The 24,565-nt window shown below is 65.0% G+C and carries 25 protein-coding genes; 12 read left to right on the forward strand and 13 right to left on the reverse strand.

Annotated elements, in window-relative coordinates:
* Window positions 1-40: 40 nt before the first annotated feature.
* Together ACQY4T_RS23530 and ACQY4T_RS23535 are read left to right on the forward strand one after the other, a co-directional pair.
* Window positions 41-748 carry a CoA transferase subunit A gene (locus ACQY4T_RS23530; RefSeq protein ID WP_428535621.1) on the forward strand — a complete coding sequence of 236 codons (708 nt, stop codon included), beginning with the start codon at window positions 41-43 and terminating at the stop codon, window positions 746-748.
* Window positions 749-812: 64 nt separating this feature from the next.
* Window positions 813-1,475: a CoA transferase subunit B gene (locus ACQY4T_RS23535; RefSeq protein ID WP_428535623.1), complete on the forward strand. Its 663-nt coding sequence runs from the start codon at window positions 813-815 to the stop codon at window positions 1,473-1,475.
* 11 nt (window positions 1,476-1,486) lie between these two features.
* On the opposite strand, the gene ACQY4T_RS23540 is transcribed toward ACQY4T_RS23535, so the two are convergent.
* The 4 genes from ACQY4T_RS23540 to aroA form a co-directional block, all read right to left on the reverse strand.
* Window positions 1,487-2,644 (reverse strand): hypothetical protein, encoded by a 1,158-nt coding sequence (locus ACQY4T_RS23540; RefSeq protein WP_428535625.1) that lies wholly within the window; start codon window positions 2,642-2,644, stop codon window positions 1,487-1,489.
* A 254-nt stretch (window positions 2,645-2,898) separates the two neighbouring features.
* Complete coding sequence (locus ACQY4T_RS23545; RefSeq protein WP_428535627.1) at window positions 2,899-5,067, reverse strand: BTAD domain-containing putative transcriptional regulator; 2,169 nt, start codon at window positions 5,065-5,067, stop codon at window positions 2,899-2,901.
* 191 nt (window positions 5,068-5,258) lie between these two features.
* A complete protein-coding gene (gene cmk, locus ACQY4T_RS23550; protein WP_428535629.1) occupies window positions 5,259-5,897 on the reverse strand; it encodes a (d)CMP kinase in 639 nt (212 codons plus the stop codon).
* Window positions 5,894-7,243: a 3-phosphoshikimate 1-carboxyvinyltransferase gene (aroA, locus tag ACQY4T_RS23555; protein WP_428535631.1), complete on the reverse strand. Its 1,350-nt coding sequence runs from the start codon at window positions 7,241-7,243 to the stop codon at window positions 5,894-5,896. The genes cmk and aroA overlap by 4 nt, the downstream gene beginning before the upstream one ends.
* A gap of 210 nt (window positions 7,244-7,453) precedes the next feature.
* Here aroA and ACQY4T_RS23560 point away from each other — a divergent pair, with 210 nt between their 5' ends.
* A complete protein-coding gene (locus ACQY4T_RS23560) occupies window positions 7,454-7,786 on the forward strand; it encodes a TIGR02300 family protein (RefSeq protein ID WP_428535633.1) in 333 nt (110 codons plus the stop codon).
* Between the two features lie 11 nt (window positions 7,787-7,797).
* Here the strand turns inward: ACQY4T_RS23560 and ACQY4T_RS23565 are convergent, their stop codons facing one another.
* Window positions 7,798-8,331, reverse strand: coding sequence for a YdcF family protein (locus ACQY4T_RS23565; RefSeq protein WP_428535635.1), 534 nt, complete (start codon window positions 8,329-8,331; stop codon window positions 7,798-7,800).
* 56 nt (window positions 8,332-8,387) lie between these two features.
* Here ACQY4T_RS23565 and ACQY4T_RS23570 point away from each other — a divergent pair, with 56 nt between their 5' ends.
* From ACQY4T_RS23570 to ACQY4T_RS23595, 6 genes are all read left to right on the forward strand, one after another.
* Entirely contained in the window at window positions 8,388-9,215 is an 828-nt protein-coding gene (locus ACQY4T_RS23570; protein ID WP_428535637.1) for a phytanoyl-CoA dioxygenase family protein, read from the forward strand.
* Between the two features lie 44 nt (window positions 9,216-9,259).
* Window positions 9,260-10,324, forward strand: a complete 1,065-nt coding sequence (locus tag ACQY4T_RS23575; RefSeq protein WP_428535639.1) for a ketopantoate reductase family protein — start codon at window positions 9,260-9,262, stop codon at window positions 10,322-10,324.
* A 251-nt stretch (window positions 10,325-10,575) separates the two neighbouring features.
* Entirely contained in the window at window positions 10,576-10,884 is a 309-nt protein-coding gene (locus tag ACQY4T_RS23580; protein ID WP_428535641.1) for a type II toxin-antitoxin system RelE/ParE family toxin, read from the forward strand.
* Entirely contained in the window at window positions 10,862-11,197 is a 336-nt protein-coding gene (locus tag ACQY4T_RS23585) for a helix-turn-helix domain-containing protein (RefSeq protein WP_428535643.1), read from the forward strand. Before ACQY4T_RS23580 ends, ACQY4T_RS23585 begins: the two co-directional genes overlap by 23 nt.
* Before the next feature lie 109 nt (window positions 11,198-11,306).
* The gene (locus ACQY4T_RS23590) at window positions 11,307-12,152 is read left to right on the forward strand and encodes an AAA family ATPase (protein ID WP_428535645.1); all 846 of its coding nucleotides are present in this window, start codon (window positions 11,307-11,309) and stop codon (window positions 12,150-12,152) included.
* Window positions 12,152-13,330, forward strand: coding sequence for a vWA domain-containing protein (locus tag ACQY4T_RS23595; RefSeq protein ID WP_428535647.1), 1,179 nt, complete (start codon window positions 12,152-12,154; stop codon window positions 13,328-13,330). The genes ACQY4T_RS23590 and ACQY4T_RS23595 overlap by 1 nt, the downstream gene beginning before the upstream one ends.
* Here the strand turns inward: ACQY4T_RS23595 and ACQY4T_RS23600 are convergent.
* From ACQY4T_RS23600 to ACQY4T_RS23615, 4 genes are all read right to left on the reverse strand, one after another.
* Complete coding sequence (locus tag ACQY4T_RS23600; protein ID WP_428535649.1) at window positions 13,320-14,162, reverse strand: ABC transporter permease; 843 nt, start codon at window positions 14,160-14,162, stop codon at window positions 13,320-13,322. The two genes, ACQY4T_RS23595 and ACQY4T_RS23600, sit on opposite strands and share 11 nt — an antisense overlap.
* A complete protein-coding gene (locus tag ACQY4T_RS23605) occupies window positions 14,159-15,214 on the reverse strand; it encodes an ABC transporter ATP-binding protein (protein ID WP_428535651.1) in 1,056 nt (351 codons plus the stop codon). The genes ACQY4T_RS23600 and ACQY4T_RS23605 overlap by 4 nt, the downstream gene beginning before the upstream one ends.
* A gap of 24 nt (window positions 15,215-15,238) precedes the next feature.
* On the reverse strand, window positions 15,239-16,351 hold the full coding sequence (locus tag ACQY4T_RS23610) for an extracellular solute-binding protein (protein WP_428535653.1): 1,113 nt from the start codon (window positions 16,349-16,351) through the stop codon (window positions 15,239-15,241).
* Window positions 16,352-16,414: 63 nt separating this feature from the next.
* A complete protein-coding gene (locus ACQY4T_RS23615; RefSeq protein WP_428535655.1) occupies window positions 16,415-17,476 on the reverse strand; it encodes a molybdopterin-dependent oxidoreductase in 1,062 nt (353 codons plus the stop codon).
* Between the two features lie 163 nt (window positions 17,477-17,639).
* On the opposite strand from ACQY4T_RS23615, the gene ACQY4T_RS23620 reads away from it, so the two are divergent.
* Window positions 17,640-17,837 (forward strand): hypothetical protein, encoded by a 198-nt coding sequence (locus tag ACQY4T_RS23620; protein ID WP_428535657.1) that lies wholly within the window; start codon window positions 17,640-17,642, stop codon window positions 17,835-17,837.
* On the opposite strand, the gene gluQRS is transcribed toward ACQY4T_RS23620, so the two are convergent.
* Complete coding sequence (gene gluQRS / locus ACQY4T_RS23625; RefSeq protein ID WP_428535659.1) at window positions 17,838-18,680, reverse strand: tRNA glutamyl-Q(34) synthetase GluQRS; 843 nt, start codon at window positions 18,678-18,680, stop codon at window positions 17,838-17,840.
* A gap of 44 nt (window positions 18,681-18,724) precedes the next feature.
* Here gluQRS and ACQY4T_RS23630 point away from each other — a divergent pair, with 44 nt between their 5' ends.
* Together ACQY4T_RS23630 and ACQY4T_RS23635 are read left to right on the forward strand one after the other, a co-directional pair.
* Window positions 18,725-19,372: an alpha/beta hydrolase gene (locus ACQY4T_RS23630; protein WP_428535661.1), complete on the forward strand. Its 648-nt coding sequence runs from the start codon at window positions 18,725-18,727 to the stop codon at window positions 19,370-19,372.
* Window positions 19,373-19,611: 239 nt separating this feature from the next.
* A complete protein-coding gene (locus tag ACQY4T_RS23635) occupies window positions 19,612-20,169 on the forward strand; it encodes an HNH endonuclease (RefSeq protein WP_428535663.1) in 558 nt (185 codons plus the stop codon).
* A gap of 45 nt (window positions 20,170-20,214) precedes the next feature.
* Here ACQY4T_RS23635 and ACQY4T_RS23640 read toward each other — a convergent pair whose 3' ends face one another.
* From ACQY4T_RS23640 to ACQY4T_RS23650, 3 genes are all read right to left on the reverse strand, one after another.
* Window positions 20,215-21,720, reverse strand: coding sequence for an aldehyde dehydrogenase family protein (locus tag ACQY4T_RS23640; RefSeq protein WP_428535665.1), 1,506 nt, complete (start codon window positions 21,718-21,720; stop codon window positions 20,215-20,217).
* Between the two features lie 94 nt (window positions 21,721-21,814).
* Entirely contained in the window at window positions 21,815-22,156 is a 342-nt protein-coding gene (locus ACQY4T_RS23645) for a hypothetical protein (RefSeq protein ID WP_428535667.1), read from the reverse strand.
* Window positions 22,153-24,519, reverse strand: a complete 2,367-nt coding sequence (locus ACQY4T_RS23650; protein ID WP_428535669.1) for a xanthine dehydrogenase family protein molybdopterin-binding subunit — start codon at window positions 24,517-24,519, stop codon at window positions 22,153-22,155. The genes ACQY4T_RS23645 and ACQY4T_RS23650 overlap by 4 nt, the downstream gene beginning before the upstream one ends.
* Between the last annotated feature and the right edge of the window lie 46 nt (window positions 24,520-24,565).

Below are 24,565 nucleotides of genomic sequence, written 5' to 3' on the forward strand. Positions count from 1 at the left end.
CTTCGGCTAGATGCGGGCAACGGTGAACCCGGGGGCGTGTATGGCGGTAAACAAGGTCTTTCCTGATGCAAAAGCGGCCCTTGACGGCCTGCTGCACGACGGCATGACCATCATGTCGGGCGGGTTCGGGCTGTGCGGCATCCCCTCGGCGCTGATCGAGGCGATCCGCGACAGCGGCGTCAAGGACCTGACCATCATCTCCAACAACGCCGGGATCGACGATGTCGGCCTCGGTCTGTTGCTGCAAACCCGGCAGGTCAAGAAGATGATCAGTTCCTACGTCGGGGAAAACGCCACCTTCGCCAAGCAATTCCTCGCTGGGGAGCTGCAGATCGAGTTCAATCCGCAAGGCACCCTGGCCGAACGCATCCGCGCCGGGGGCGCCGGCATCCCGGCGTTCTTCACCGCCACCGGCGCCGGCACGCAGATCGCCGAGGGTAAGCCGCAGCAGGAATTCGACGGACGGATGTATGTGCAGGAGCGCGGATTGCGTGCCGATCTGTCCATCATCCATGCCGCGACCGCCGATACCGAAGGCAATCTGGTCTACCGAAAGACCGCGCGGAATTTCAACCCGATCATGGCCACCGCCGGTGAAGCGGTGGTGGTGCAGGTCGAGCATCTTGTCGAGCCCGGCGAGATCGACCCTGATCACATCATTACCCCCGGCATCTTCGTCAATCGCATCGTCAAACTGGATACGATCAACAAACGGATCGAGCAGCGCACCGTGCGCAAGCGCGCCTAGAACATCCCGCGAAAGCGCGTCTAGATTATCCCGCGCAAGCTCATCTAGACCAGAGGAAGCAAGCATGCCCTGGACCCGTGATCAGATGGCCGCCCAAGCAGCCAAGCAACTTGAGGATGGTTTCTACGTAAACCTGGGGATCGGCATTCCGACCCTGGTCGCCAACCACATTCCCGACGGGATGTCGATCCAGTTGCACTCGGAAAACGGCATGCTGGGAATGGGTGCCTTCCCGTTCGAGGGCGAGGAGGACCCCGACCTGATCAACGCCGGCAAGCAGACCGTGACTGAACTGCCGACCACCAGCTTCTTCGACAGCGCCGCCAGCTTCGCGATGGTGCGCGGCGGGCACATCGATATCTCGATCCTGGGCGCCTTGCAGGTGGCGGAGAACGGCGACCTCGCGAACTGGATGATCCCGGGCAAGATGGTCAAGGGGATGGGCGGCGCGATGGACCTGGTCGCCGGCGTGCGCCGGGTCGTGGTGCTGATGGAGCACACCGCCGGCGGCAAGCCCAAGCTGCTGAAGCGCTGCGACCTGCCGCTGACCGGGGCAGCGGTGGTCGATCTGGTCATCACCGATCTAGGGGTGTTCCAGGTAACCGCGAAGGGTCTCGACGACGGGCTGGTCCTCGTCGACATCGCACCGGGCGTGACCCTGGCCGAACTGCACGAAAAGACCGAGGCCCCCTTCACCCTGGCCGAACACTTGAAAGCCAACGTCTGAAACCGGGCGGCCTAGGCAATCAGGCTGGCGATATTCTTCTCGGTCTCGGCCGAGCGCTGAGCCAGCGCGGCGATCGCCGCGGCGGTGGCACGCGCCCCGATCTCGCCGAGGAACAGGAAATGCGTGCCGGCAACCTGGATGGTCAACCGCTGCACCGCGCCGTTGAAGATCGCCTGCAAAGCATCCCACCGTTGGGCGGCAAGCGCCGGGATGCGATCACGATGCGGATAGACCTGACGGCGGTACAGACCCTGGCCCAGACACAGCGCCCAATTGCCGCGGCACAGCAGAACGTTCGGATAATCCGCGGCACCATTACTGACGATCAGTGCGATCGGTGGATATTGGCCATAATCCGTGCCGCCACCGTCCTGCATTGCCGCCGCCACGTCCTGGACGATACGGCCGTCGCGGTATCGGGCCGCTTCGCCTTGCAGGTCGAGCGGCGGGTTGCCGGTGAAAAGCTGGCGCAGATCGGCCGCCGACATGATCGGATGACCGTTGATCCTGCCCTGTAACTCAACCATCGAGTCGAACCACGGCAGCAGCGACGTCGACTGGTCCACCAGTCCGTTCGGTGCAAGCTTGAATTGTTCAGCGTTGCCGGGAAACAGATTAAGGCCCGGCGGCAGTGCATCCAGGGCAACGAACAGCGTCAGATCGAGCCCCGCGGTGCGCGCGGCTTGCGCCACTTTCTCCACGATCTTGCCGCCCATGCTCCAACCGACGACGATGATCTTGTTGCCCAGCCGGTTCGCATCGATCGTGCGACGCGCCGCCCCGGCCACCTGCTGCGCCCAATCGGTAATGGTGAACGCCGGATACCTCACCGCATAGACCGGGTTGTCCAGCGGGTAAGAGGTGCCGAGGAACGGGAACCCCGCCTCGACCAGCCAATGGCTGAGGAAATCGGTGCTTCGACCACCCGGATAGCCATAGGCAATGCGGGCCAGGAAGGAGGTTCCCGGGACGAACACCACCAGCGGACCGACCCCGGAGGATGGCTGGAAGCGGATCAGCGAGGGATACCCGTTCACATGTATGACTTCCTCACCGGGAAACAGGTGCGCGGTTTTGTTCGTCGCGGTGTCGCTGGTGGCGGCGATTGCCGCCGGGATCGAAGTGACAGAGGCAGCAAGACCGATCGCGCCCCGTCGCGTCATCGGCATCGGCTCAACCTTCCCTGGATGCAACCAGGCGCCGGAACGCGCTGGCCGACCCCGAATTCACTTCCGGGCATGGCCCCGTACGCCGCATCCGGCTGACGTTTGTCGGGCGGCGGGGCGTTACAGACGGCCGGGCGGAAGCTCAAGCCACACCCTGCATTGCGTTGCCACCCACCAGCGGTGGCAGCATGGTGGCGCTCTCTGTTTGTCCGGTCGGATTATGCATGCGCCGCGGATATCGGCGGGGCCAACATGCCTCAACTCAATCCCGGCCGAAGAATGATGGGCGCGTTGGCGACCGGCGGGTCGCGTTCGCGGATACCACCCAGCCGCAGGCCCTCCGCGTAGTGCATCTTGTCGCTCTCGCTTTCCATCGGATTGGTTTGCAGGAACCGCTCGATGGTGAAGTCGGGCTCCAGGGTCAGCAGCCGGCGGCGGACGGTGGCAGCCTCCTGATCGCGACGCAGGTGGCCCAGCGCCGCGAGATACGGCTTGTAGGTGGCGGTGAACGACGGATTGAGCTGACTGACCGTCCTGCCGGCTTCCACCGCCGCCTCGTAATCGCGCTTCATCATGTGGATCAGCACGAAGAATGCGTCGAAGAAGAACGCATGCGGGTCCAGCGGTGACAGCCTCTTGTAGCGGTTGTTGCGGCGCTCCGCCTCTTCCGGATCGCCGGCATAGGCGTGGGTGACCGCCGACAGCGCCCAGGCCATCGCCAGGTTCGGATTCAGCGACAGCGCCCGCTCGTGCAACACCATCGCCTCGCGCAGCCGCCGGTGCAGGAACGCCCGGACATGGCCGCTGATCGCCAGGCCACGGGCGTCGAACGGGTCCAGCACGATGGCGCGTTCGGCCAGTTCCCCGGCCTTCTCCATCATCGCCATCGGATGGTCCGCCCAGTCCTGCCCGACCAGGAAGATGTGCCAGTAGGCGTACCAGGCGTAGGCGGCGGCATAATCCGGTTCCAGCGCGATTGCGTCGATCAGATGCTGCCCGGCCTGCATGAACGGCTCGTGCTCCATCCGGCCCATCAGCGCAATCGAGCGCAGCATCAGATCATACGCGGTGGCATCGATCTGACTGCGGCCCTTGCTGCGTTTGGCCTCGATCAGCAGGATTTCCGGATCGATCTGGGCGACGACCTCGGCGGCGACCTCGTCTTGCAGCGACAGCAGGTCGCTGGCCTCGCGATCGAACCGTCGCGCCCAGACGATCTGGTTGTTCGCCCGCAGATCCAGCAAGCGCAAGCTGATGCGGATCTTGTTGCCGGCGCGCTGCACCGACCCGTCGAGCAGGAAATCCAACCCGAATTCCCGCCGGATCGCCGCTTCATCGCGATTTTCGGCAGCGAAACGGCCCAAAGAATTCGATGACACGATGAACATCCAGCGGAACCGCGACAGCGCATTGGTAATTTCATCCGCCAGGCCCGGCGCCAGATGTGCGTCCTCGTCCGGAATGCCGACCAGACGGAACGGCATCACGCCGATATGGGCACCACCCCGAGCCGCCGCCGGTTCCCGCTTGCGGGCGCTCGGCTGGGCCTCGGCGAAGGTCGGCGCCGACGCGGTGGCCATACCTGCGTCGGTTTCGTCCGCTGCTTGTGTCGGCGGCGCGGCCGGTTCCACCGGCTGCGGCGGGCGCAACGGCAGGCGACTGTGTGACGGGCCGCGGATTTCGTTCAACAGCTTTTGGGTCTCGACCGAGGGGGCGGCGTCCAGCATGTCCGCCAACACCGCCCGACAACGGTCGTAGGCCTGCACCGCCAGGCCGCGTTCGCCCCGTTGCGCGTGCGCTTTCATCAGCGACCGCCAGGCGCCCTCGTGCGAGCGGTCGATCGTCAGCAATCGTTGCGCCGCTCCAATGGCGGCGTCGGGCTCGAGGTCGTCGGTCAGCATCGTCTCGGCAACGCCGCGGGCACGGTCGCGCAGGCGTTCGCGTTCCGTAATCAGCCAGGCGTCAAAATTAGGGTCGATCCCGTCCAGATCCTCCAGCAGGTCGCCGTCGAGCAGTGCCAGCGGCGCCGGCTCGGCCGTCGTCGCTTTCATAACCTCCTCGACGTCGATCCAGACCGCGCCGGGTCGCAACGTGAGATGATCCCGGGTGATGATCAGAATGTCGGCCTCGGCCGGCGAAAGTGCATCGAGCAACCGATGGATTTCCTGCCGCAGCGACGCCCGAGCCTGCTCTTCCGGGCGGCGACTCCAGAGTTGTTCCGCGAGACGGCCGCGCAACACCGGCCGTGGCGCGGCCAACGCGACGCTGGCCAACAATGCCCGGGTCTTGCGCCCGGCGGGCAGCACGCTCTCGCTGCGCACCGTCCAGGCTTCCATCTGGCCGATCAGCCGCAGCCGCACGATGACGTGGTCGAGTGCGCCGGTCGCTGGCGACGTAGCGGAGAGCCTGCTGGTGGAGTCTGCCATCATTCCCTCGCGGACATCACGCAAATGTAACGCATACCTTCGTCGGACGCCATACCCATTACCTGATGTCATGCCTCCTGGATCCGCCACGCCGGGCGGTGGACGAACGGCTCAGCAGGCCGCTGAAACAAACTTTTGTCGCAACACCGCGAAGCGCTCGCGCGTAAGAACCCTCGACACTACAGCCCCAATCAGCGACGCCCGGCAAGGCGGCTCCGTACGAAGCTCAGCGCCGACTGGAATGCGGCCTCGGCATCCATTTCGCTGGTATCGAGCCGAAAGCAGTCGTCCGCCTCCCGCAACGGCGCGGCGGCACGCGCAGAATCGCCGTCGTCGCGCTGTTTCATGTCCGCCTCGACAGTGGCGATATCGGTATCCAGGCCTTGCGTCCCCAGTTCCAGCCAACGCCGGCGCGCACGCTCACGCAGACTGGCGGTCACAAAAAGTTTTGCGATGGCGTCAGGGAAAATCACCGTCCCGATATCGCGACCATCGAGCACGGCGCCGTCCCGACTGGCGAATTCCCGCTGGAACGCGAGCAAGCCGGTTCGGACCCCGGGAATCGCCGCGACCGCGGCCGCCGCGGCATCCGCAAGCGGGCCACGCAGATCGGAACGATCCAGGTCCGTTGGTCGTAACGATACCATCGCCGCCCCGGCCGCGAGCGGATCGGTCGGGTCACCGCCCGCATCCAGCACCAATCGCCCGACAGCGCGATACAGCAGGCCGGTGTCCAGATACGGCAGTCCAAGGCTCGCGGCCAGGCAGCGCGCCAGGGTGCCTTTGCCCGCCCCGGCGGGGCCGTCGATCGCGATGATGACGGGCGTCATGCCGCCGGCACCGTTCGGATCGAGCCGCCCAGACCGTTCATCAGTGCGACGAAACCGGGAAAGCTGGTGTCGATGAAGCCCGCATCGTCGGCGGTCACCGGGGAAGCCGCGACCAGGCCCAGCACCAGGGCGGACATGGCGATACGATGGTCCATATGGGTTTCGACCACCCCGCCGCCCGCCGGTGGAACGCCTGTGCCGTGAATGATCATGTCGTCTCCAACGACCTCGATCTTGGCGCCGTTGACGCTCAGCATCGCCGCGGTGGCGGTCAGCCGATCGCTCTCCTTGACCCGCAGTTCCTGCAATCCGCGCAACCGGGTGGTGCCGGCAGCGCAGGCGGCGGCCACCGCCAGGATCGGATATTCGTCGATCATGCTGGGCGCTCGTTCGGGCGGAATGTCGGCCGCCCGCAGCGTGCCGCCGGTGATATCGAGGTCGCCGACTGGCTCGCCGCCCTCGGTGCGACTGTTCCGCACCACGATGTCGGCGCCCATTTCCCGCAGACAGACCAGCAGGCCGGTGCGCAGCGGGTTCAGGCCGATCGCCGGGATGGTGACCTTGCTGCCGGCGACCAGCAGCGCGGCGACCAGCGGGAATGCCGCCGACGATGGATCGCCCGGCACCACCACATCGGCGGCCCGCAGTTCCGGTTGCCCTGCCAGTTCGATGACGCGGCCGGCGCCGGCCACCTCGACATTCACGTCCGCGCCGAAATGGCGCAGCATGTTCTCGCTATGATCACGCGTTGCCTGCGGTTCATCCACCCGAGTGATGCCGGGCGCGTTCAGCCCGGCAAGCAGCACCGCCGACTTGACCTGGGCCGAGGCCACCGGGACCCGGTAGTCCAGCGGCAGGGCATCCCGAGCGCCTTCGATCGCCAATGGCAGGCGGCCGCCTTCGCGGGCGCTGAAGCGGGCGCCGGTCGCGATCAGCGGATCGATCACCCGGCGCATCGGACGTCGCCGCAGGCTGGCGTCCCCGGTCATCACCGCGAACAGGGGATGGCTGGCCAGGATGCCGCAGAGCAGCCGTGCGGCAGTACCGGAATTGCCCATGTTGAGGATATCGGCCGGTTCGATCAGGCCGCCGATGCCACGCCCGGCAACTCGCCAGCCGCCGTCCGGATCGCGGCTGACCTCGGCGCCCAGGGCGCGCATCGCGGCGGCGGTGCGCAACACGTCCTCACCGGTGAGCAGGCCGGTGATGCGGGTCTCGCCAACCGCCAACGCGCCGAACATCAGGGCGCGATGACTGATCGACTTGTCGCCCGGGACGGCGATCCGGCCGTGCAACGGCCCGGAAGGCCTGCCGGAGATCAGCGGGCGGGGAGCGGCTTCATCCATCACTCGGGTCCAGTTACTGGTTGGGCGGTGGGACAGGGCGGTGGCTGTCGTGTCGAGGCGGCTTGATATCGGCTTTCGAGCGCAGCGGATACCGCATCTGCCGCCGACAAGGCATTTGACACGCCGCCGCCGTGATGGCATGGGCGCCCGCTCTTGTTCGTTGGCCCATGAAGCGGGCAACAACGCTGTCATGAAGGGCCCTAGATACTTATGGTCAAGCCCGAACTCGGCACCAAACGGGTCTGCGTCGCCTGTAGCACGCGGTTCTACGATCTGAGCAAGTCCCCCGCCGTTTGTCCCAAGTGCGGCACCGAACAGCCGGTCGACCAGCCGCGCCCGCGCCGCACCGGCGGCAACGTCGTCGAGGACAAGCGCCCGAAGAAGCCCGCTCCCGCGCCCGAGGACGTGGATGTGGAAGTCGAGGGCGTCGAGGACGTCGAAGAAGAAGACGTGCTGGAAACCGCCGACGACCTTGAGGACGACGCCGACGTCATCAGCGGCGACATCGAGGTGGAAAACGACGCCGACGAGAACGAGCGGTAGTATGGCACCCGCTAAAGCTTCCCCGTGACGCGCAGCCAGAGCATCAGCAGCACGTCATAAGGCAGCGCCGGGGTTTCGCGCAGGCGCCAATACCAGCGCAGCCAGCGGCTTGTCGCCGCCGGCACCGGCGGCGGCGGACAGCCACGCGCCCGCACCCCGGCAAGGCGCAGCAGCAGCAGGCATCGCGGCAGATGATAGGCGCTGGTGCAGGCAAAGACCGGCGTGTTTCCACGCACCATGGCGGCAACGGCGCGAACCGACGACAGAGTGTCGGTGCCGGTGAGTTCCACGCGGATATCCGCCGCCTGATACCCGGCATCGGTCAGCACCCGTCGCATTACCACCGCTTCGGCGTCGCCGTGGCGGCCCTTGGCCCCGGTCGGAATGAACAATGGCCGGGCGAACCGCACCCCGAAGCGGGCGGCGGCCTCGACCCGGTGCAGCAACGTCTGGCTCGGACGCCCGTCCGGTCGCACCGCCGCGCCGAAGATGATGATGATCGCGTCGGGCGCAGCGTGCTCGGGTTCGGGCGGGTTGACTTTCATCGCATCCGTTTCTCATGCTCGCGGCAACCGCCAGCGCGGGGCCGGGAGGGTCGATTGTGAAGACGTTAACCGAGGCGGCGATCCGCCAATACCAGGAACAAGGCTATTATGCCCCGATCCGGATCATGCCGCGCACCGAGGCCGACGCCCTGCGCGCCAAGCTGGAGGCCTTCGAGGCAGGCGCCGGCACCCTGGCAGGCCCGCTGCGCCACAAGTCGCATCTGCTGTTCACCTGGCTGAACGACCTAGTGCGTCATCCCGCTATCCTGGACGCGGTCGAGGACGTGATCGGTCCGAATATCCTGTGCTGGGGCGGCTCGTTCTTCATCAAGGAACCGCGCCACCCCGGGTTCGTGTCGTGGCACCAGGATTCGACCTACTGGGGCCTCGATCCCGCCGACGTGGTGACCGCCTGGGTGGCGCTGTCCGACAGCACGCCAGCCAACGGGGCGATGCGTGTCATTCCCGGCACCCACAAACTGGACCAGGTGCCGCATCAGGATACCTTCCGGCCTGAAAACCTGCTCAGCCGCGGGCAAGAGGTCATGGTCGAAGTCGACGAGCGCGAGGCGGCGATGCTGCCGCTGGCTGCCGGTGAGATGTCATTACACCACGTCCGGCTGATCCACGGATCGGACCCCAATCCGTCCGCTCTGCGCCGCATCGGCTTCGCCATCCGTTACATCCCGACGACGGTGCGCCAGGTCGCCGGATCGCACGACCACGCCACCTTGGTGCGCGGTGAGGATCGCCATGGCCATTTCGAGCCCGAACAGCGACCCGATGCCGACATGTCGCCCAGCGCCGTGGCCTATCATCAGATGGTAACCGGCGCCCACGCGGCGATCCTGATGCGGGAGACCGGCAAGCAGATGCGCGCCTGACGGTTGTGGTCGGGTTGTAACGAGGTCAAAGGAAACACCAGGACATGTCCAAGCGTATCGCGGTGATTGGCGCCGGAGCAGTCGGCGGCTATGTCGGCGCTCACATGACTGCGGCGGGCCATGACGTGACGCTGATCGATCCATGGCCGGACCATGTCGAGCAGATGCAGGCGCATGGCCTGGAAATCTACGGCATGACGCCGGCCGAACGGATGACCGTCAAGGTCAACGCCATGCACCTGACCGAGGTGCAGAACCTCGCCAAGCAGAAGCCGATCGACATCGCCTTCGTGTCCGTCAAGTCATACGACACGGTATGGGCGACGACGATGTTCCGGCAGTATCTGTCGGCTTCGGGCTGCGTGGTTTCGATGCAAAATTGCATCAATGAGGAACGTGTCGCCGGCGTCATCGGCTGGGGCCGCACGCTGGGTTGCATCGTCACCGGCGGCGTCGGCGTCGATCTCTACCAGCCCGGCCACATTCGGCGCGGATACGCCAAACGTGCCGATATCACGTCGTTTTATATTGGCGAACCCAGCGGCAAGATCACCCATCGCTCGCAAGCCATCGCCGAGATCATGTCGAGCGTCGATGCCGCGAAGGCGACCGACAACCTATGGGGGGAGCGCTGGACCAAATTGTGCGTCAACGGCATGCGCAATGGCGTCTCTGCCGCGACCGGAATGGGCGGCAATGCCCGCGACAATCACCCCGCGGTCCGCCGCGTCTGCATCCAACTGGCCGGCGAGTCGGTCCTGGTGGGGCAAAAGCTGGGCTACCGGCTAGGCAAGGTCGGGGCGCTGCCGGTCGAAATGCTGGCCAAGGCGACCCAGGGCGACTCCGCCGCATACGCTGAAATCGAGCGCCTAATGACCGAAGGCGGCGCCGGCCAGGCCGAACGCAGCGATTACCAGCGCCCGTCGATGGCGCAGGACATGGAAAAGGGGCGCCGCACCGAAATCGAGTTCATGAATGGCTTCATCGCCAGCGAAGCCGCCAGGGTCGGGATGCAGGCCCCGACCCACGAGATGCTGACCCGCCAGGTGCTGCGCGTCGAACGCGGCGAAATCCCGCCCCGGCCGGAGAATGTACTGTTGAACACGTAATGAGCCGCGGTTGGCAATGACCCGCGGTTGGCAATGCGCCAAGCCTAAGTAAGGTCTGCTCGGCGAGACACCCGAGGCCTGTGGATCATACAACAAACAAGCCGCCAAAGCAGACACCCGGCAGCACCAACTGCTATCACCCTATGCGCCTATGTGCTATAGTCCTGTGGCATATGGTGTACAGTGCTAGTCTACTAAACCAAATGGCTGGGACGTTTCGCGCGACGGGAGCAGATCAAGGATCCGAAGCGGTGGGGCGTGCCGAAAGAGGCCTGATCGACGCCGATCTCGGCGGCGGAATCATCAAGCAGCGCGTGGCCCGCGCCGGCCAGGGTCGCTCGGGCGGCTATCGCATGTTGCTGGCTTACCGCAGTGGTGATCGGGCGGTGTTTCTCTACGGCTTCGCCAAAAGCGAGCGGGAAAACATTGGCGCCGATGAGTTGCAGACCCTGCGAGAGATCGGCACGGCGTGGTTGGAGGCAGATACGCAGCGGATAGCAAAGGCCATCAGGGAGACCACTTTGCAGAAGGTGACCTATGACCAAGAGGACGCATCCTAGCCGCCTGGCAAAGGCGCTGCTGGAAACCGCAAACGACATGCGCCGCGCCGGTATCATCGACCAGGCAGCGCATGAAAAGACCACATTGCGCCACTTGGGCAACCGAGCGGATACTGGGGCCGAACCACTCACAGGCGATGAAATCCGATCACTGCGCGAGCGCGCGCATCTCAGCCAGGCCGTGTTTGCCCACTATCTCAACCTGACGGCGGGATACGTCTCACAACTGGAGCGCGGCACCAAGCGGCCGACAGGCGCCGCCTTGGTGCTGCTCAACGTCATCCGCCGCAAAGGTATTGACGCGATCCGGTAGCCGACCGACGCGCGGCCCGAACCCGCCATGGCGGCCGGCACTCTATGCTCCGCTTGCCCAACGCCACCATTCCCCCGACAATCCCGGAAACCGCTATAGGAAACTGCTCGTGGCCGGGTTCAAAAGCACCGATCGATACATCGCGACGCGCGATTTGGAAGTGGCGGTCAACGCCGCCGTCACCCTGCAACGGCCGCTGCTCGTGAAGGGTGAACCCGGCACCGGCAAGACCGTCCTCGCCCATGAAGTCGCCGAAGCGCTCGGACATCCGCTGATCGAGTGGCACATCAAGTCCACCACCAAGGCACAGCAGGGCCTCTACGAATATGACGCCGTGTCCCGCCTGCGCGATGGCCAGCTTGGCGATCCCCGGGTGCATGACATCGGCAACTACATCGTGCGCGGCAAATTGTGGGACGCGTTCGACGCCGACCGCCAGACCGTCGTGCTGATCGACGAGGTGGACAAAGCCGACATCGAATTCCCCAACGACCTGCTACTTGAACTCGATCGGATGCAGTTCTTCGTCTACGAGACCCGCAAGACCGTGGTGGCAAGGCACCGCCCGGTGGTGATCATCACCTCGAACAACGAAAAGGAACTGCCCGACGCCTTCCTGCGCCGCTGCTTCTTCCACTACATCCGCTTTCCCGACCGCGAGACGATGGAACGGATCGTGCAAGCCCATTACCCCGACATCCGCAAGGATCTGACCCGCGAGGCTCTCAACGTATTCTTCCAGGTGCGCGACGTGCCCGGACTGAAGAAAAAGCCTGCCACCTCGGAACTGCTCGACTGGCTGAAGCTGCTGATGGTCGAAGACCTGCCACCCGAGGCGCTGCGCAGCAAGGAGAAGCAGTTGGTCATTCCCCCGCTATACGGCGCCCTGCTGAAGAACGAGCAGGACGTGCACCTGTTCGAGCGCCTGGCCTTCCTGGCGCGCCGGGGCGGATAATGTTCTCGCATCTGGTCCTCGCCCTGCGCTCCGCTGGATTGCCGGCCTCGATCACCGAGTATCTGACCCTGATGGCGGCGATGAAGGCGGGCGTGGCGGATTACAGCGTCGAGGATTTCTACTTCCTGGCGCGCGCCACGCTGGTGAAGGACGAGCGTCACCTGGACCGGTTCGACCGGGTGTTCGCCCACTGCTTCAAGGGCCTTGAACCGCCGGAAGGCATAGCGGTCCAGGACCTGCCCGAGGAATGGCTGCGCAAGCTGGCCGAGAAACTGCTGTCGCCGGAGGAAATGGCGAAGATCCAGGCGCTCGGCGGCTTCGAAGCGATCATGCAACGGCTGAAGGAGTTGCTGGCGGAACAGAAGGGCCGGCACCAGGGCGGCTCGAAATGGATCGGCACCGCCGGAACTTCGCCGTTCGGCGCCTACGGCTACAACCCCGAGGGCGTACGCATCGGCCAGGACGAATCACGCCACCGCCGAGCGGTCAAGGTGTGGGACAGGCGTGACTACAAGGATCTGGACGATAGCGTCGAACTTGGCACCCGCGGCATGAAGATCGCGCTCCGCCGGCTGCGGCGTTTCGCCCGGCAAGGCGCTGCCACCGAACTGGACATTCCCGATACGATCCGATCCACCGCCAACAACGCTGGCACGCTGGATCTCAAGATGGTGCCCGAGCGGCACAACACCGTGAAGGTACTGCTGTTCCTCGACATCGGCGGTTCGATGGACGATCATGTGCGCCTGACCGAGGAACTGTTCTCCGCCGCCAGGACCGAGTTCAAGCACCTGGAATACTATTACTTCCATAACTTCCCGTACGAGAAAGTCTGGAAGAACAACCGCCGCCGCTTCGAACAGGTGATCCCCACCTGGGAGGTGCTGCGCACCTACGGCCCGGACTACAAGCTGATCATCGTCGGCGACGGCGCAATGAGCCCCTACGAGATCACCATGCAAGGCGGTTCCGTTGAGCACTACAACGAAGAAGCCGGAACCGTCTGGCTGGATCGGCTGTCCTCGCACTATCGCCACGCTGCCTGGCTGAACCCGACGCCCCGACAAAGCTGGGGACACGTCCGCTCGATCAGCATGGTCAACGACCTGATGCAGGGCCGGATGTACCCGCTGACGGTGAACGGCATCGACGAGATGACCCGCGAACTCAGCCGCTGACGCGCCGCCGCGCCCAGCCAAAAATTCGCAGCGTGATGCCGGGAACCACAACGAGCACCACCAGCAAGGCCACCGCCACCGCTGAAGCCGTCGGCCAGTCGCGGTTGGCGAAGAATTCCTGCCACAACACCATCCCGACCAGTTGCGCCTGAGGCCCGCCCAGCAGTGCCGGGATCACGTATTCCCCGATCGCCGGAACGAACACCAGGGCCGCCCCCGCCGCGATGCCCGGCAGCGACAGCGGCAGGATCACCCGCAGCAGCACCCGCCACGGCCCGGCACCCAGATCCGCCGCCGCCTCCATCAGCGTCGGGTCCAGCCGCGACAACCGCGCGTACACCGGCAGCACCATGAACGGCAGATATGTATAGACGATGCCGATATACATCGCGGCATCGGTATACAGCAGATGCGAAACCCCCAGCAGGCGCACGATCCAGCCATCATCGGCCAGCAGCCCGATCCAGGCATTGATCCGCATCAGAAAGCCGGTCCAGAACGGCAGCATCACCGCCAGCAACAGCGCATTCTGCCGCCGCGGCGCGGCCCGAGCGATGGCCAGCGCCATGGGAAATCCGATCACCAGGCAGATCGCGGTGGAAATACCGGCGACGCGCACGCTGCGTGCCAAGGCATCGCGATACATCGGATCGCTCGCCACCAGCCGCAGATTGTCCAGGCTGAAACCCAGGCTGTAAGGCGGCACACCATCCGCCGGCACCGCGAAGGCGATCAGCAGAACGATCCCCAGCGGAGCGCCAAGCAGCACAATCAACCAAGCCACCGGCAGCGCCAGCACCCAGGCACGCCCCCGCGCCAGCGACCCGGTCATTCCGGCAGCAGCATGCAGGCCTCGGGCTGCCAACCCACCCGCACCCTCGCACCCGGTTGCACCACAGCCGCTCCCAGACCATCGGTCAGCGACCGGGTTACCCGCAGCACCGATCCATCCGCCAGGCGGACCAGAACCGCGAGCGCATCGCCGGCATAGGCGCTCTCGGTCACCACGCCATCAACCTGATTGACCAGCCCATGCTCCCCGATCCGCAGCCTTTCGGCTCGCAGTGCCAGCAACCCCGCCCCCGCCGCGCCCGGCCGAGCCGAGCGCACTGTGACGCCCAGTGATCGCAAGGCGATCGAACAACCATCCACCACGCAGTGCAGGATGTTCGCCGCCCCCAGAAACCCCGCGACAAAACGATCCGCTGGCGACTCATAAAGCTCCGCCGGGGTGCCGACCTGAGCCATGTGGCCGTCACGCATAACCCCGATGCGGTCCGCCACGCCCAAAGCCTCATCCTGGTCGTGCGTTACCAGAACGAAACTGATCCCCAGCGAACGCCGCAGCCGTACCAGTTCCGCCCTGGTGTCCCGACGCAGCGCCTGATCGAGCGCCGACAGCGGTTCATCCAGCAGCAGTAGCCGCGGACTCGGTGCAAGGCTGCGAGCCAGAGCCACGCGCTGCTGCTGGCCGCCGGACAACGCATCCGGCCGGCGATCGCCGAAGCCCTCCAGGCGAACCAGTGCCAGCATCGCCTCGACCCGGCGGCTGGTGTCCGCGCGGGACACACCGCGCTGACGCAGGCCAAATCCGATATTCGCGGCGACCGTCATATGCGGGAACAGCGCGTATGACTGGAACATCATGTTCACCGGCCGCCGATGCGGCGGCAACCCCGACAGATCGGCGTCATCCAGCAGAATGCGTCCCGACGCCGGCCGGACGAACCCGGCAATGGCGCGCAGCAGGGTCGTCTTGCCCGACCCGGACCCGCCCAGCAAAACGAACAACTCGTCGCGCGCCACGCTCAGGGTCAACCGGTCCAGTGCCAGCGCGGTCCCATAGCGAATTGTCAGCCCCGAGACGCTCAGCAGGTCGGTCATGCCGGCGGTGAACCGACCAAGCCTCTAGCTGCCGGCCTTGAAGCGCGCCCACAGCCTGGTGCGGGCCCGATCCGCCTTCGGCGCCGACGGCCCGATGGTGAAAAACCGCTTCTGCACCGCCTCCGTTGGGAACACGTTCGGATCGACCAGCAACGCCGGCCGCACCAAGGCCCGCGTCGCCGGTATCGCATTCGGATACCGCGTCGCGTCAGTGATCCGCGCCATGATGTCGGGCTGCAGCACGAAGTTGATGAACGCCAGCGCCGCGTCCGGGTGCGGCGCATCGGCCGGGATCGCCAGCATGTCGAAACCGATCTCCGACCCCTCTTTCGGAGCCACATACTCGACGTCGACACCATTGCCGGCCTGTTTTGCCCGCGCCGCCGCCTGATCGACATCACCCGAGTAATCCAGCACCAGGCACGCCTGTCCGGTGGCCAGCGCCTCCAGCGCGCCGCCGCTGGCGAACTCACGTATATACGGACGTATCGCCATCAGCAGCTTCAGCACGGCAGCCAGATCGTCCGGTGACGAACCGTCCGGGCTACGTCCAAGGTAATGCAGTACTGAAGGGATCACATCGATCGCCGAATCCATCATGATGATTCCGCACGGAGCCAGCCGTTTGGCCCACGCCGGATCCAGCAGCAGCGACCACGAATCCACAGGCGCGTCCGGCGCCAGTGCGCGGATTCGATCCGGATTGATCCCCAGCCCGATCGATCCCCAAAGGTAGATCGCGCCGTGCCGATTGCCCGGGTCGGACGACTCGACGCGCCGCATCAGCGCCGGGTCCAAATTCTTCCAGTTCGGAACCTTATCCCGGTCGATCGTCGCCAACGCCCCAGCCCGGATCAACCTGGAAAAGCTCGGCTCATTGCTCGGCAGCACAATATCGTATCCGGAATGACCGGCAAACAACTTCGCCTCCAACGTCTCCAGGCTATCGAACACGTCGTAGCGGGTCTTGATCCCGGTTTTTGCGGTGAACTCAGCCAGCACCGACGGATCGATGTAGTCGGTCCAGTTGTAGATGTTGACGACACGGTCCTGCGCCCAGGCCGGAAACGCCCAGCCTGGAAATGCCAGGACCAAGACGATCGGTAGCCACCGAAGCATCAGCGCCGTCGGGCTCATCCCCGGCCACCTCCGAATTGCATCCGGCCATGCTACAATGCAAGCCGGCCAACCCGGAAGCGCTCAGCCGGCCCGGACCCGCACCCGGTGCCACGCCGCGCACAAATATCCCTTGAAGTTCCACGCATCCTCCGCCGCAGCCGGCTGCGTCTGCCCAGCCGAATCCCAAGCTCGCACCACGAGTTCATGCTCTCCCGCCGGCAGATCCATCGTCGCCGCCCAGAACGTCCAGCTCCATGGCGCCTCGGGCTGGCGCTGCAGCCCCGCCTGGATCCAGCTTCGGCCGCCATCGGCGGAGACATCGACCCGCTCGATCCCGCGCCCGCTGGCCATCGCATAGCCGCGCACCGACACCGGCCCGGGGCTCACCTCGGCCCCGTCCGCCGGCGTACAAATGGCGGAATTCAGCGGCATTTCGTTGATCGTGATACCCTTTGCCCAATCCACCGTGTCGCGCGTCATCGCCGGCGGCAGCAGCTTGTAGTCGGTCTGCTGCATGGCATTGTCCGAGGCGACATCCTGAACCGTGATCGCGGCGAGCCATTTCGGGCTGCGCACGCCGGCGAACCCGGGCACCACAACCCGCAACGGAAACCCATGCTCCGGCGCCAGCGCCTCGTCATTCATCGCGAAGGCCAGTACCACGTCGGGACAGAGCGCCTTGGCCATCGGGATCGAAACACCAAAGCGGCCACCTTCCGCAACGCTGTCGCAGGCATCGAAGGCAACATGCAGCCGCGCATCGGTCTCAGCGCCCGCGGAACGCAGCACATCGGCCAGCGAAACCCCACCCCAGACCGCGTTACCGATCGCTCCGGCTGACCACTGGTCGCCCATCACCGGTCGCACGTCGTGCAACTCGGCGCGTCGATTGCCCGCACACTGCATGACCGCCATCACCGCCCGCCGGGGAAATCCGGAGCGCAGTTGATCCATCGATAGATCCAGCGGCCGGGCGACCCGGCCCCGCACCGCCAGGCGGTAGGTTTCCTCGCTCAGAACCGGCACCGAGCCATGGCTGCGAACGTAGAAGTCGCGCTGCTGCGTGGTGAAGGCGGCGAGCAACCGCTGAAGCGGCGTTTCGGCGTTGAACGGCGTTTCAGAGCGGACGATCAGACTCGACATAACGGCCCTCCGGCCGATCAACGAGCCCTGATCAGGACAGTTGCCCGTTCATGCGAACCTGTCACGGATGTAATCCCTTGTCCCAATGGTGCCCAGATATTGTCTTGGTTATGTCCGAATCCGATACTAGATTCACGACTGCTGAAGATAAGGAGTCGTCTCAATGCGTAGAATGCTGCTCGCGGCCGTGGCCCTCGGCGGCCTGACCGCCCTGACCGCGGCCGGTGCCTCGGCCGCCCCCACGGTGACCGAAATCCACCTCGCATCCTCCCATCCCGCCGTCACCCAGGTGGATTATTACTGGAACCATCATCACTATCATCATCGCCATTGGGAACATAACCATTGGCGCTACTGGTAATCATTCGAACTGCTCGATGATCGCGCGCGCCGAAACCCCTTCGGCGCGCAGCGCATCCAGCGTCACCGCCTTGTCTCGCTTTGCCAGCCGCCTGCCCGCCGTATCGGTGAGCAGGCGGTGGTGCGCATAGCGCGGCGGCGGCCAGCCCATAAGGTCCTGCAACAGCCGGTGCAGATCGGTTGCCGGCTTCAGGTCGGCGCCCCGGGATACCAGCGTCACGCCCTGCACCGCGTCATCATGCGTGACGCACAGATGGTAACTGGCCGGCGCGTCCTTGCGCGCCAGCACCACGTCACCGAACCGTTCGGGGCGACAAGCGATGCACCCTTCGCCTTCCTCGTCATACGACAGCGCCCGATACGACGGCGCCGACCGCAGCGCTGCCTGCATATCGAGTCGCAAGGCAAACCGCGCGCCGGCGGCAATTCGCTCCGCCCGTTCCGAGGATGCCAGAGACCGACAAGTGCCCGGATACAGCGCCGCCCCATCTGGCCCATGCGGCGCCCCCGCTGACGCCGCGATCTCGCGTGCGATATCGGCTCGGGTGCAGAAGCACGAATACACTAGTCCGCGTTCCGCCAGCCCGTCCAACACCGTTTGGTATTCCTTCAGGTGCTGGGACTGCACCCGGATCGGCTCGTCCCAGTTCAGTCCCAGCCAGTCCAGGTCCCGCTGGATCGCGGCACCGTACTCGGGGCGGAAGCGGCCCGGATCGATGTCCTCCAGCCGCAGCAGAAACCGCCCGCCTGCCGCCCGCGCCCGCCGCCATGCATTGAACGCCGAAAACGCGTGGCCCAGATGCAGATAGCCCGTCGGGCTGGGCGCGAAGCGTGTGACAATCATCCAGGACAAGCTACCTCTATTGCCATGAACCGGGAGACAGCATCATGCCCACGCTCGAAGCGATCCACTGGGGACCCGCCTCCAAGGCCAAACCGCGGCAGTTGGTCATCCTCTGCCACGGTCTCGGCGCCGATGCGTTCGACCTGATCGACCTGGCACCGGCCTGGCAACACGCCTGCCCGGATACCCTGTTCGCCTCGGTTCACGCGCCGTTCTCCCACGATTCCGGCTTCGGCCGCCAATGGTGGAGCGTTGCCGACCGCTCGCCCGATGTTGTCGAAGCCGGGGTTCGCACCGCCGCGCCTTATCTGCATGGCTTCATCGACGCCGAACTGGCCCGGCTTGACCTGCCGCCCGATGCCTACGCGATCATGGGCTTCAGCCAAGGGGCGATGATGTCGCTGTTCACCGGACTGCGCCGCCCAGCGGCGCCCCGAGCCATCCTCGGATTCTCCGGCGCGCTGGTCGCCCCGGACAGCCTGGCTACCGAGTTGGCGAACCGTGCGCCCGTCCTGCTGGTGCACGGCGAGGCCGATGAGGCCGTACCGGTATCGCGCTCGCAAGACGCCGAGGCCGCGCTGACGGCGGCGGCCGTGCCGGTTGACGCGCACTACATCCCGCGCCTCGGTCACGGCATCGACGACAACGGAATTTCGCTCGGTGCGCTTGCCCTGCAGAAAGAATTTTCATGACGAAACAATGAAGTCGGCCACATCGTTGGCATCTCGGGTTGCGGCGCGCTTGGCGCTCTGTCATAAAACCATTAGGTTTCCGGCGGCGCAGCATTCGATAGCTGAACCCACCTGTATTGCGCTCCGCCTGCAAGGGAGTCGCTATTGCCGTCTGGCGTACCGCAGTTTCCCGATCTGGTGCTGAACCCGGCGCCATTCCCTGGCCTGAAACACCGCATTTGCCGCGCCGGGGGGTTTTTGTGAGCCACATCCGCAATCTTCAGACCCTGGTCCTCAACGCCGACATGCAGCCTCTCAGTTGGGGCCCGTTATCGGTCTGGTCCTGGCAGGATGCCCTCGTCGCGGTGCTGCAGGAACGCGTCAACCCGGTGATCAACTACGATGTCGAGGTGCATTCGACGCGCCAGTCGTTCCCGATCCCATCGGTGGTAGCGCTGAAGCGCTTCCACAAGCGCCGCAAGGTGGCGTTCACCCGTTACCACGTGTTCTTGCGCGACCGCTTCAGTTGTCAGTACTGCGGTGACACCCTGCCGGCCAAGGACCTCACTTTCGATCACATCGTGCCGCGCTCGAAGGGCGGGATCACGACCTGGAACAACGTCGTGACCTGCTGCCAAGCGGATAATCTGTTCAAGGGCAGCCGCTCGTTGAAACAAACCGGCCTGCGCCTGCGCTGCGCCCCGTCCGAACCGACCCCACACCAGATCGATGAGGCTGCGAAGTGGCACGTCTCGCGGGAGAACCTGCATCGCACCTGGCTCGACTTCCTGTATTGGGATGCCGACCTGGAAGCGTAGCCGGCGCGGGCCGCCAGGGCCGGCCATTTCTGCTATCCCCGTCTGCTACGTTCTTCTCGGCACGTTCATGTTCACTGTCACATTCTTGCGCTGGGTGAAGCTGTCCAGCATCCCCTCCAGCGAGAACTCGCGGCCGATGCCACTTTGCTTGTAACCACCATAGGAATGCCCGGGCTGCTGCCCCATCCCTTGGTTGACCTGCACCCAACCGGATTCGATCGCATGCGCGGCACGCAGCGCGCTGCCGATCTCGTGCGTCCAGACATAGGCGGCGAGACCATAATGGCTGTCGTTCGCCATACGGATCGCGTCGTCCTCCTGCTTCCACGGGATCGCCACCAGCACCGGGCCGAAGATTTCCTCCCGCGCCAGGCGCCAGTCGTTGGAGGTATCGGCGAACACCGTGGGAAGCGCGAAGTAGCCCGCGCTGAGAGGACCGTCCTTCGGCGGCAGGCCGCCAAATACCAGCCTGGCGTCCTTGCGTTGCAGACCTTCGTCGACGTAGCCGCACACCTTGCGGAATTGCTTCTCGTTGATGATGGCGCCGATATCAGTGGCCTCGTCCAGCGGATCGCCCATTCTTAACGCCTGGGTCTTCGCGGTCAGCTTATCCAGGAAACTGTCAAAGATGTCCTGATGCAGGAACAGTCGCGATCCTGCGGTGCAGGACTGGCTTTGCCGGGTAAAGCGCATGCCGGCGATCACCCCGTCCACCACCCAGTCTTCGTCCGCATCGGGATACACGATCGACGGACTCTTGCCGCCAAGTTCCAGCGAGACCGGAACGATCCGTTCGGCCGCCGCATACATGATGATCTTGCCGACCTCGGTGGACCGGGTGAACGAAAGTTTCCCGATGGTCGGATTCTGCGCCAGCGGACCGCCGCATTCCTCGCCTAGACCGGTCAATACGTTCAACACTCCAGGCGGCAGGAACTCCTGGCAGATTTCGGCCATCAGCAGAACACCCAGAGGCGCGTCCTCGGCGGCCTTCAGCACCAGCGTGTTGCCCGCGCAAAGCGCCGGGGCGATCTTCAGCGCGCCCAGCAGCACCGGCGCGTTCCATGGGATGATGGCGCCCACAACGCCAAGCGGCTCGCGCCTGGTGTAGCTAAGCACGTGTTCACCAAGCGGGATCGTTTCGCCTTTCAACTCACCGCCCAGGCCGCTGAAATAGCGGAAGATATCCGCCGATAGCGTGGCCTCCGCCCGCGCCTGGGTGCGCAGCGCGTTACCGGTCTCCTCGGCGATGATGCGCGCGATCTCCTCGATCCGCGCCTCCATCGCCTCGGCAATGCGTCCCAGCAAGCGTCCGCGCTGGCGGGGCGGAACCTTGCTCCACCCAGCGAACGCCTTGTCAGCGGAGCGCACCGCGCGATCGACATCTTCCTTGGCGCCACGCGGAATCGAGGCGATCGGAGTGCGGCGGCCCGGGTTCTCCACCGTCAGCGTCGCACCCGAGGCGCTGTCCACCCAGGCGCCATCGATCAGCATGCGCGCCTGCCTCGATTTGTCCGTGGTGGCGGGACGGCTCTGCTCGGTGATCGACATCGGGTGCTCCGTTATCTGTATCTCGCGGACATAGCGATCCAAACGCTCGGGTTCCAGGTGCACACGCTGTCGATCGAATTCACAACCCATGGCATCAATGAACCGTCGTGCCCAAGGTCCGCCCCGAACCTCCATACGTGGCGATCGTCGCCATCCCCTCGACCTGCCACGGCTTCATTGCAAATGAAACTGCCTGCCCGTCCGGGGTGCGCAGTGTCAGCACCAGGTCCTGACCCGAGCGATCCATGCTCCAGCTATCAAGCGGGTGCACCCGATCGGCGTCCGATGACCGAGGCAGCGCGTTCCGCATGCTGTTCAGCCAACACGCCGGAAACGTGAACGAGACCGTCCGGCCATCCTGGTCACGAACCCGCAGCCGGAGCCGGGTGCCGTCGGGTGACGCCAGCACGCTGATCAATTCCGTTGCCTCGATCATGGCCGTGCCGCCTGAATGGCCTGCCATACGGCGTGCGGTGTCGCCGGCATGTCGATATGGCTGATGCCGAATTCCGCCAAGGCATCGACAACCGCGTTCATCACCGCCGGCAAGGACCCGGCACATCCAGCCTCACCGCACCCCTTGACCCCCAACCGATTGGTGCGCGCCGGAACCGGATGGCTCTCGAAGCCAAGGCCGGGAAAATCGTTCGCTCGGGGCAGCGCGTAGTCCATGTAGGATCCGGTGATCAACTGACCGTCGTCGTCGTAGGCGACCCTCTCCATCAACGCCTGACCGATCCCCTGTGCAATGCCGCCATGCGCCTGACCTTCCACCAGCATCGGATTGACCAGCACGCCGAAGTCGTTGACCGTCGCGTAGCCGACAACCTCCACCACGCCGGTATCGGGATCCAGCTCGATCTCGGCGATATGGCACCCGTTCGGGAACGCCGACGGCACCCCCTTGAAGACGTGACTGATATCCAGCGTCCGCGGAATCTCATCCGGCAACCCGACCTCCCGCCGCAGCCGTTCCGCAAGGTCCATGATCCCGATGCTCCGATCCGTGCCGACGATGCTGAATCGCCCGCGAGAAAATTCCCCGCGGGAAAATTCGATATCGGCGACCGCCGCCTCCAGAAAATGCGCCGCCGCCTGCCGGCCGCGTTCGATCACCAACTCGCTCGCCGCGACGATGGCCCCGCCGCTCTGCATGATCGAACGCGAACCGCCGGTTCCCCCGCCAGCCACAAGTTGATCTGAATCGCCTTGCAGCAACTTGATCCTTTCGAACGGAACGCCGAGCTGGGCGGCCAGCACCTGGGCAAACGGCGAGGCATGGCCCTGGCCGTAGTCGAGCGTCCCGGTGACGATCGTCACGCTGCCGTCGTCCTCGAAGCGGATGCCGCCCATCTCGTTCCCCGCGTCCGCTGTGACCTCCAGGTAATGGCCGATGCCGCGGCCGCGGGTCCTGCCGCGCGCCCGAGATTCAGCCTGGCGGTCCGCGTAGCCGTCCCAATCCGCGGCAAGCAGCGCGCGTTCCATGATCGCTGGAAATTCGCCACCGTCGTAGACCATTCCCGACGGTGCCTTGTAGGGCATTTGCTCCGGCCGGATGTGGTTACGCCGTCGTAACTCCAGCCGATCGATCCGCAGTTCGCGTGCCGCGGTTTCGACCAGCCGCTCCATGTAGTAGTTGCCCTCCGGCCGCCCCGCGCCGCGATAAGCGCCCACCGGCGTCGTATTGGTGAACATGCACTTGGTGGTTACCTGGATCAGCGGCGTGGCATAGACACCGACGATGTTCTTGACCGCGTTCATGGTTGGCGGAATCTTCGTCGCGTTGCTCAGCCAGGCGCCGAGGTTGCCGTGGCCGGTTACCCGGACCGCGAGGAACTTCCCGCTCGCATCCAGTGCCAACTCAGCCACCATTTCATGGTCTCGCCCATGGCTGTCGGACATGAAGCTTTCGGACCGTTCATCGGTCCATTTGACCGGCCGACCCAGCGAATGCGCCGCATGCAGCAAGCAGACATACTCGGGATAAGCCGAGGCCTTCATCCCGAACGACCCGCCTACGTTGCCGGTCAGGATGTGCAGTTTTTCGACCGGCACGCCCATGATGCCGCTTAGCAGCGCGCGCTGTCCGAACACCCCCTGGCATCCCAGGCGTAGAACCAGGCGATCCTGTTCGGCGTGGTATTCCGCGATTGCCGATCGCGGTTCCATCGGACACACCACCACCCGATTGTTGCGCAGCGACAGTCGCGTGACATGGGCTGCCTCGGCGAATGCGGCGGTTACCTTCTCAATGTCACCGAAATGAAAATCCAAACATACATTTCCTGGCGCATCGTCATGCACCAACGGTGCTCCGGCCGCGGCCGCCTCTGCCGCTGTCGTCACTGCGGGCAACGGGTCGATGTCGGCAAACACCGTTTCCGCCGCGTCCTTCGCCAACTTGCTGGTTTCCGCCACCACCATCGCGATCGGCTCTCCGACATAGCGTACCCGGCCGGTGGCAAGCGGTCGTTGTGCCGGGCGCGGTGTCGGCGAACCATCGCGATTCTTCGCCGCCGCCGCCGGCATGTCGCGCACACCGGCCGCGTCGAGGTCCTCGGCGAGGATCACCGCGCGCACGCCCGGCAATTCGCGGGCCGCCGTGGCATCGATGCCGCGGATGATCCCGTGCGCCAAACGGCTGCGCACCATCACCGCGAAAAGCTGGTCCGGCCGGTTCAGATCATCGGCGTATCGGCCCTCGCCGCGCAACAGCACCGGATCTTCCTTGCGCGATACCGGTTGGCCGACAGCAAACTTCTGGGCCGTCAGCAACGACGGATCGAATGGCGCATTCATCAGGGCAAAGCTTCCACATCAGCCACGTCGCGATATCCAATCGGAT

This window comes from Rhodopila sp., assembly GCF_965277825.1.
In the GTDB taxonomy this organism is placed as follows: Bacteria; Pseudomonadota; Alphaproteobacteria; order Acetobacterales; family Acetobacteraceae; genus Rhodopila.

Coding starts and splice junctions, on each gene's coding strand:
- aroA (WP_428535631.1), bottom strand. CDS start 7,243: ATGGATGAAGCCGCTCCCCGCCCGCTGATCTCCGGCAGGCCTTCCGGG.
- ACQY4T_RS23535 (WP_428535623.1), top strand. CDS start 813: ATGCCCTGGACCCGTGATCAGATGGCCGCCCAAGCAGCCAAGCAACTT.
- ACQY4T_RS23540 (WP_428535625.1), bottom strand. CDS start 2,644: ATGCCGATGACGCGACGGGGCGCGATCGGTCTTGCTGCCTCTGTCACT.
- ACQY4T_RS23560 (WP_428535633.1), top strand. CDS start 7,454: ATGGTCAAGCCCGAACTCGGCACCAAACGGGTCTGCGTCGCCTGTAGC.
- ACQY4T_RS23620 (WP_428535657.1), top strand. CDS start 17,640: ATGCGTAGAATGCTGCTCGCGGCCGTGGCCCTCGGCGGCCTGACCGCC.
- ACQY4T_RS23595 (WP_428535647.1), top strand. CDS start 12,152: ATGTTCTCGCATCTGGTCCTCGCCCTGCGCTCCGCTGGATTGCCGGCC.
- ACQY4T_RS23565 (WP_428535635.1), bottom strand. CDS start 8,331: ATGAAAGTCAACCCGCCCGAACCCGAGCACGCTGCGCCCGACGCGATC.
- ACQY4T_RS23530 (WP_428535621.1), top strand. CDS start 41: ATGGCGGTAAACAAGGTCTTTCCTGATGCAAAAGCGGCCCTTGACGGC.
- ACQY4T_RS23610 (WP_428535653.1), bottom strand. CDS start 16,351: ATGAGCCCGACGGCGCTGATGCTTCGGTGGCTACCGATCGTCTTGGTC.
- ACQY4T_RS23650 (WP_428535669.1), bottom strand. CDS start 24,519: ATGAATGCGCCATTCGATCCGTCGTTGCTGACGGCCCAGAAGTTTGCT.
- gluQRS (WP_428535659.1), bottom strand. CDS start 18,680: ATGATTGTCACACGCTTCGCGCCCAGCCCGACGGGCTATCTGCATCTG.
- ACQY4T_RS23605 (WP_428535651.1), bottom strand. CDS start 15,214: ATGACCGACCTGCTGAGCGTCTCGGGGCTGACAATTCGCTATGGGACC.
- ACQY4T_RS23575 (WP_428535639.1), top strand. CDS start 9,260: ATGTCCAAGCGTATCGCGGTGATTGGCGCCGGAGCAGTCGGCGGCTAT.
- ACQY4T_RS23630 (WP_428535661.1), top strand. CDS start 18,725: ATGCCCACGCTCGAAGCGATCCACTGGGGACCCGCCTCCAAGGCCAAA.
- ACQY4T_RS23640 (WP_428535665.1), bottom strand. CDS start 21,720: ATGTCGATCACCGAGCAGAGCCGTCCCGCCACCACGGACAAATCGAGG.
- ACQY4T_RS23545 (WP_428535627.1), bottom strand. CDS start 5,067: ATGGCAGACTCCACCAGCAGGCTCTCCGCTACGTCGCCAGCGACCGGC.
- ACQY4T_RS23615 (WP_428535655.1), bottom strand. CDS start 17,476: ATGTCGAGTCTGATCGTCCGCTCTGAAACGCCGTTCAACGCCGAAACG.
- ACQY4T_RS23645 (WP_428535667.1), bottom strand. CDS start 22,156: ATGATCGAGGCAACGGAATTGATCAGCGTGCTGGCGTCACCCGACGGC.
- cmk (WP_428535629.1), bottom strand. CDS start 5,897: ATGACGCCCGTCATCATCGCGATCGACGGCCCCGCCGGGGCGGGCAAA.
- ACQY4T_RS23585 (WP_428535643.1), top strand. CDS start 10,862: ATGACCAAGAGGACGCATCCTAGCCGCCTGGCAAAGGCGCTGCTGGAA.
- ACQY4T_RS23600 (WP_428535649.1), bottom strand. CDS start 14,162: ATGACCGGGTCGCTGGCGCGGGGGCGTGCCTGGGTGCTGGCGCTGCCG.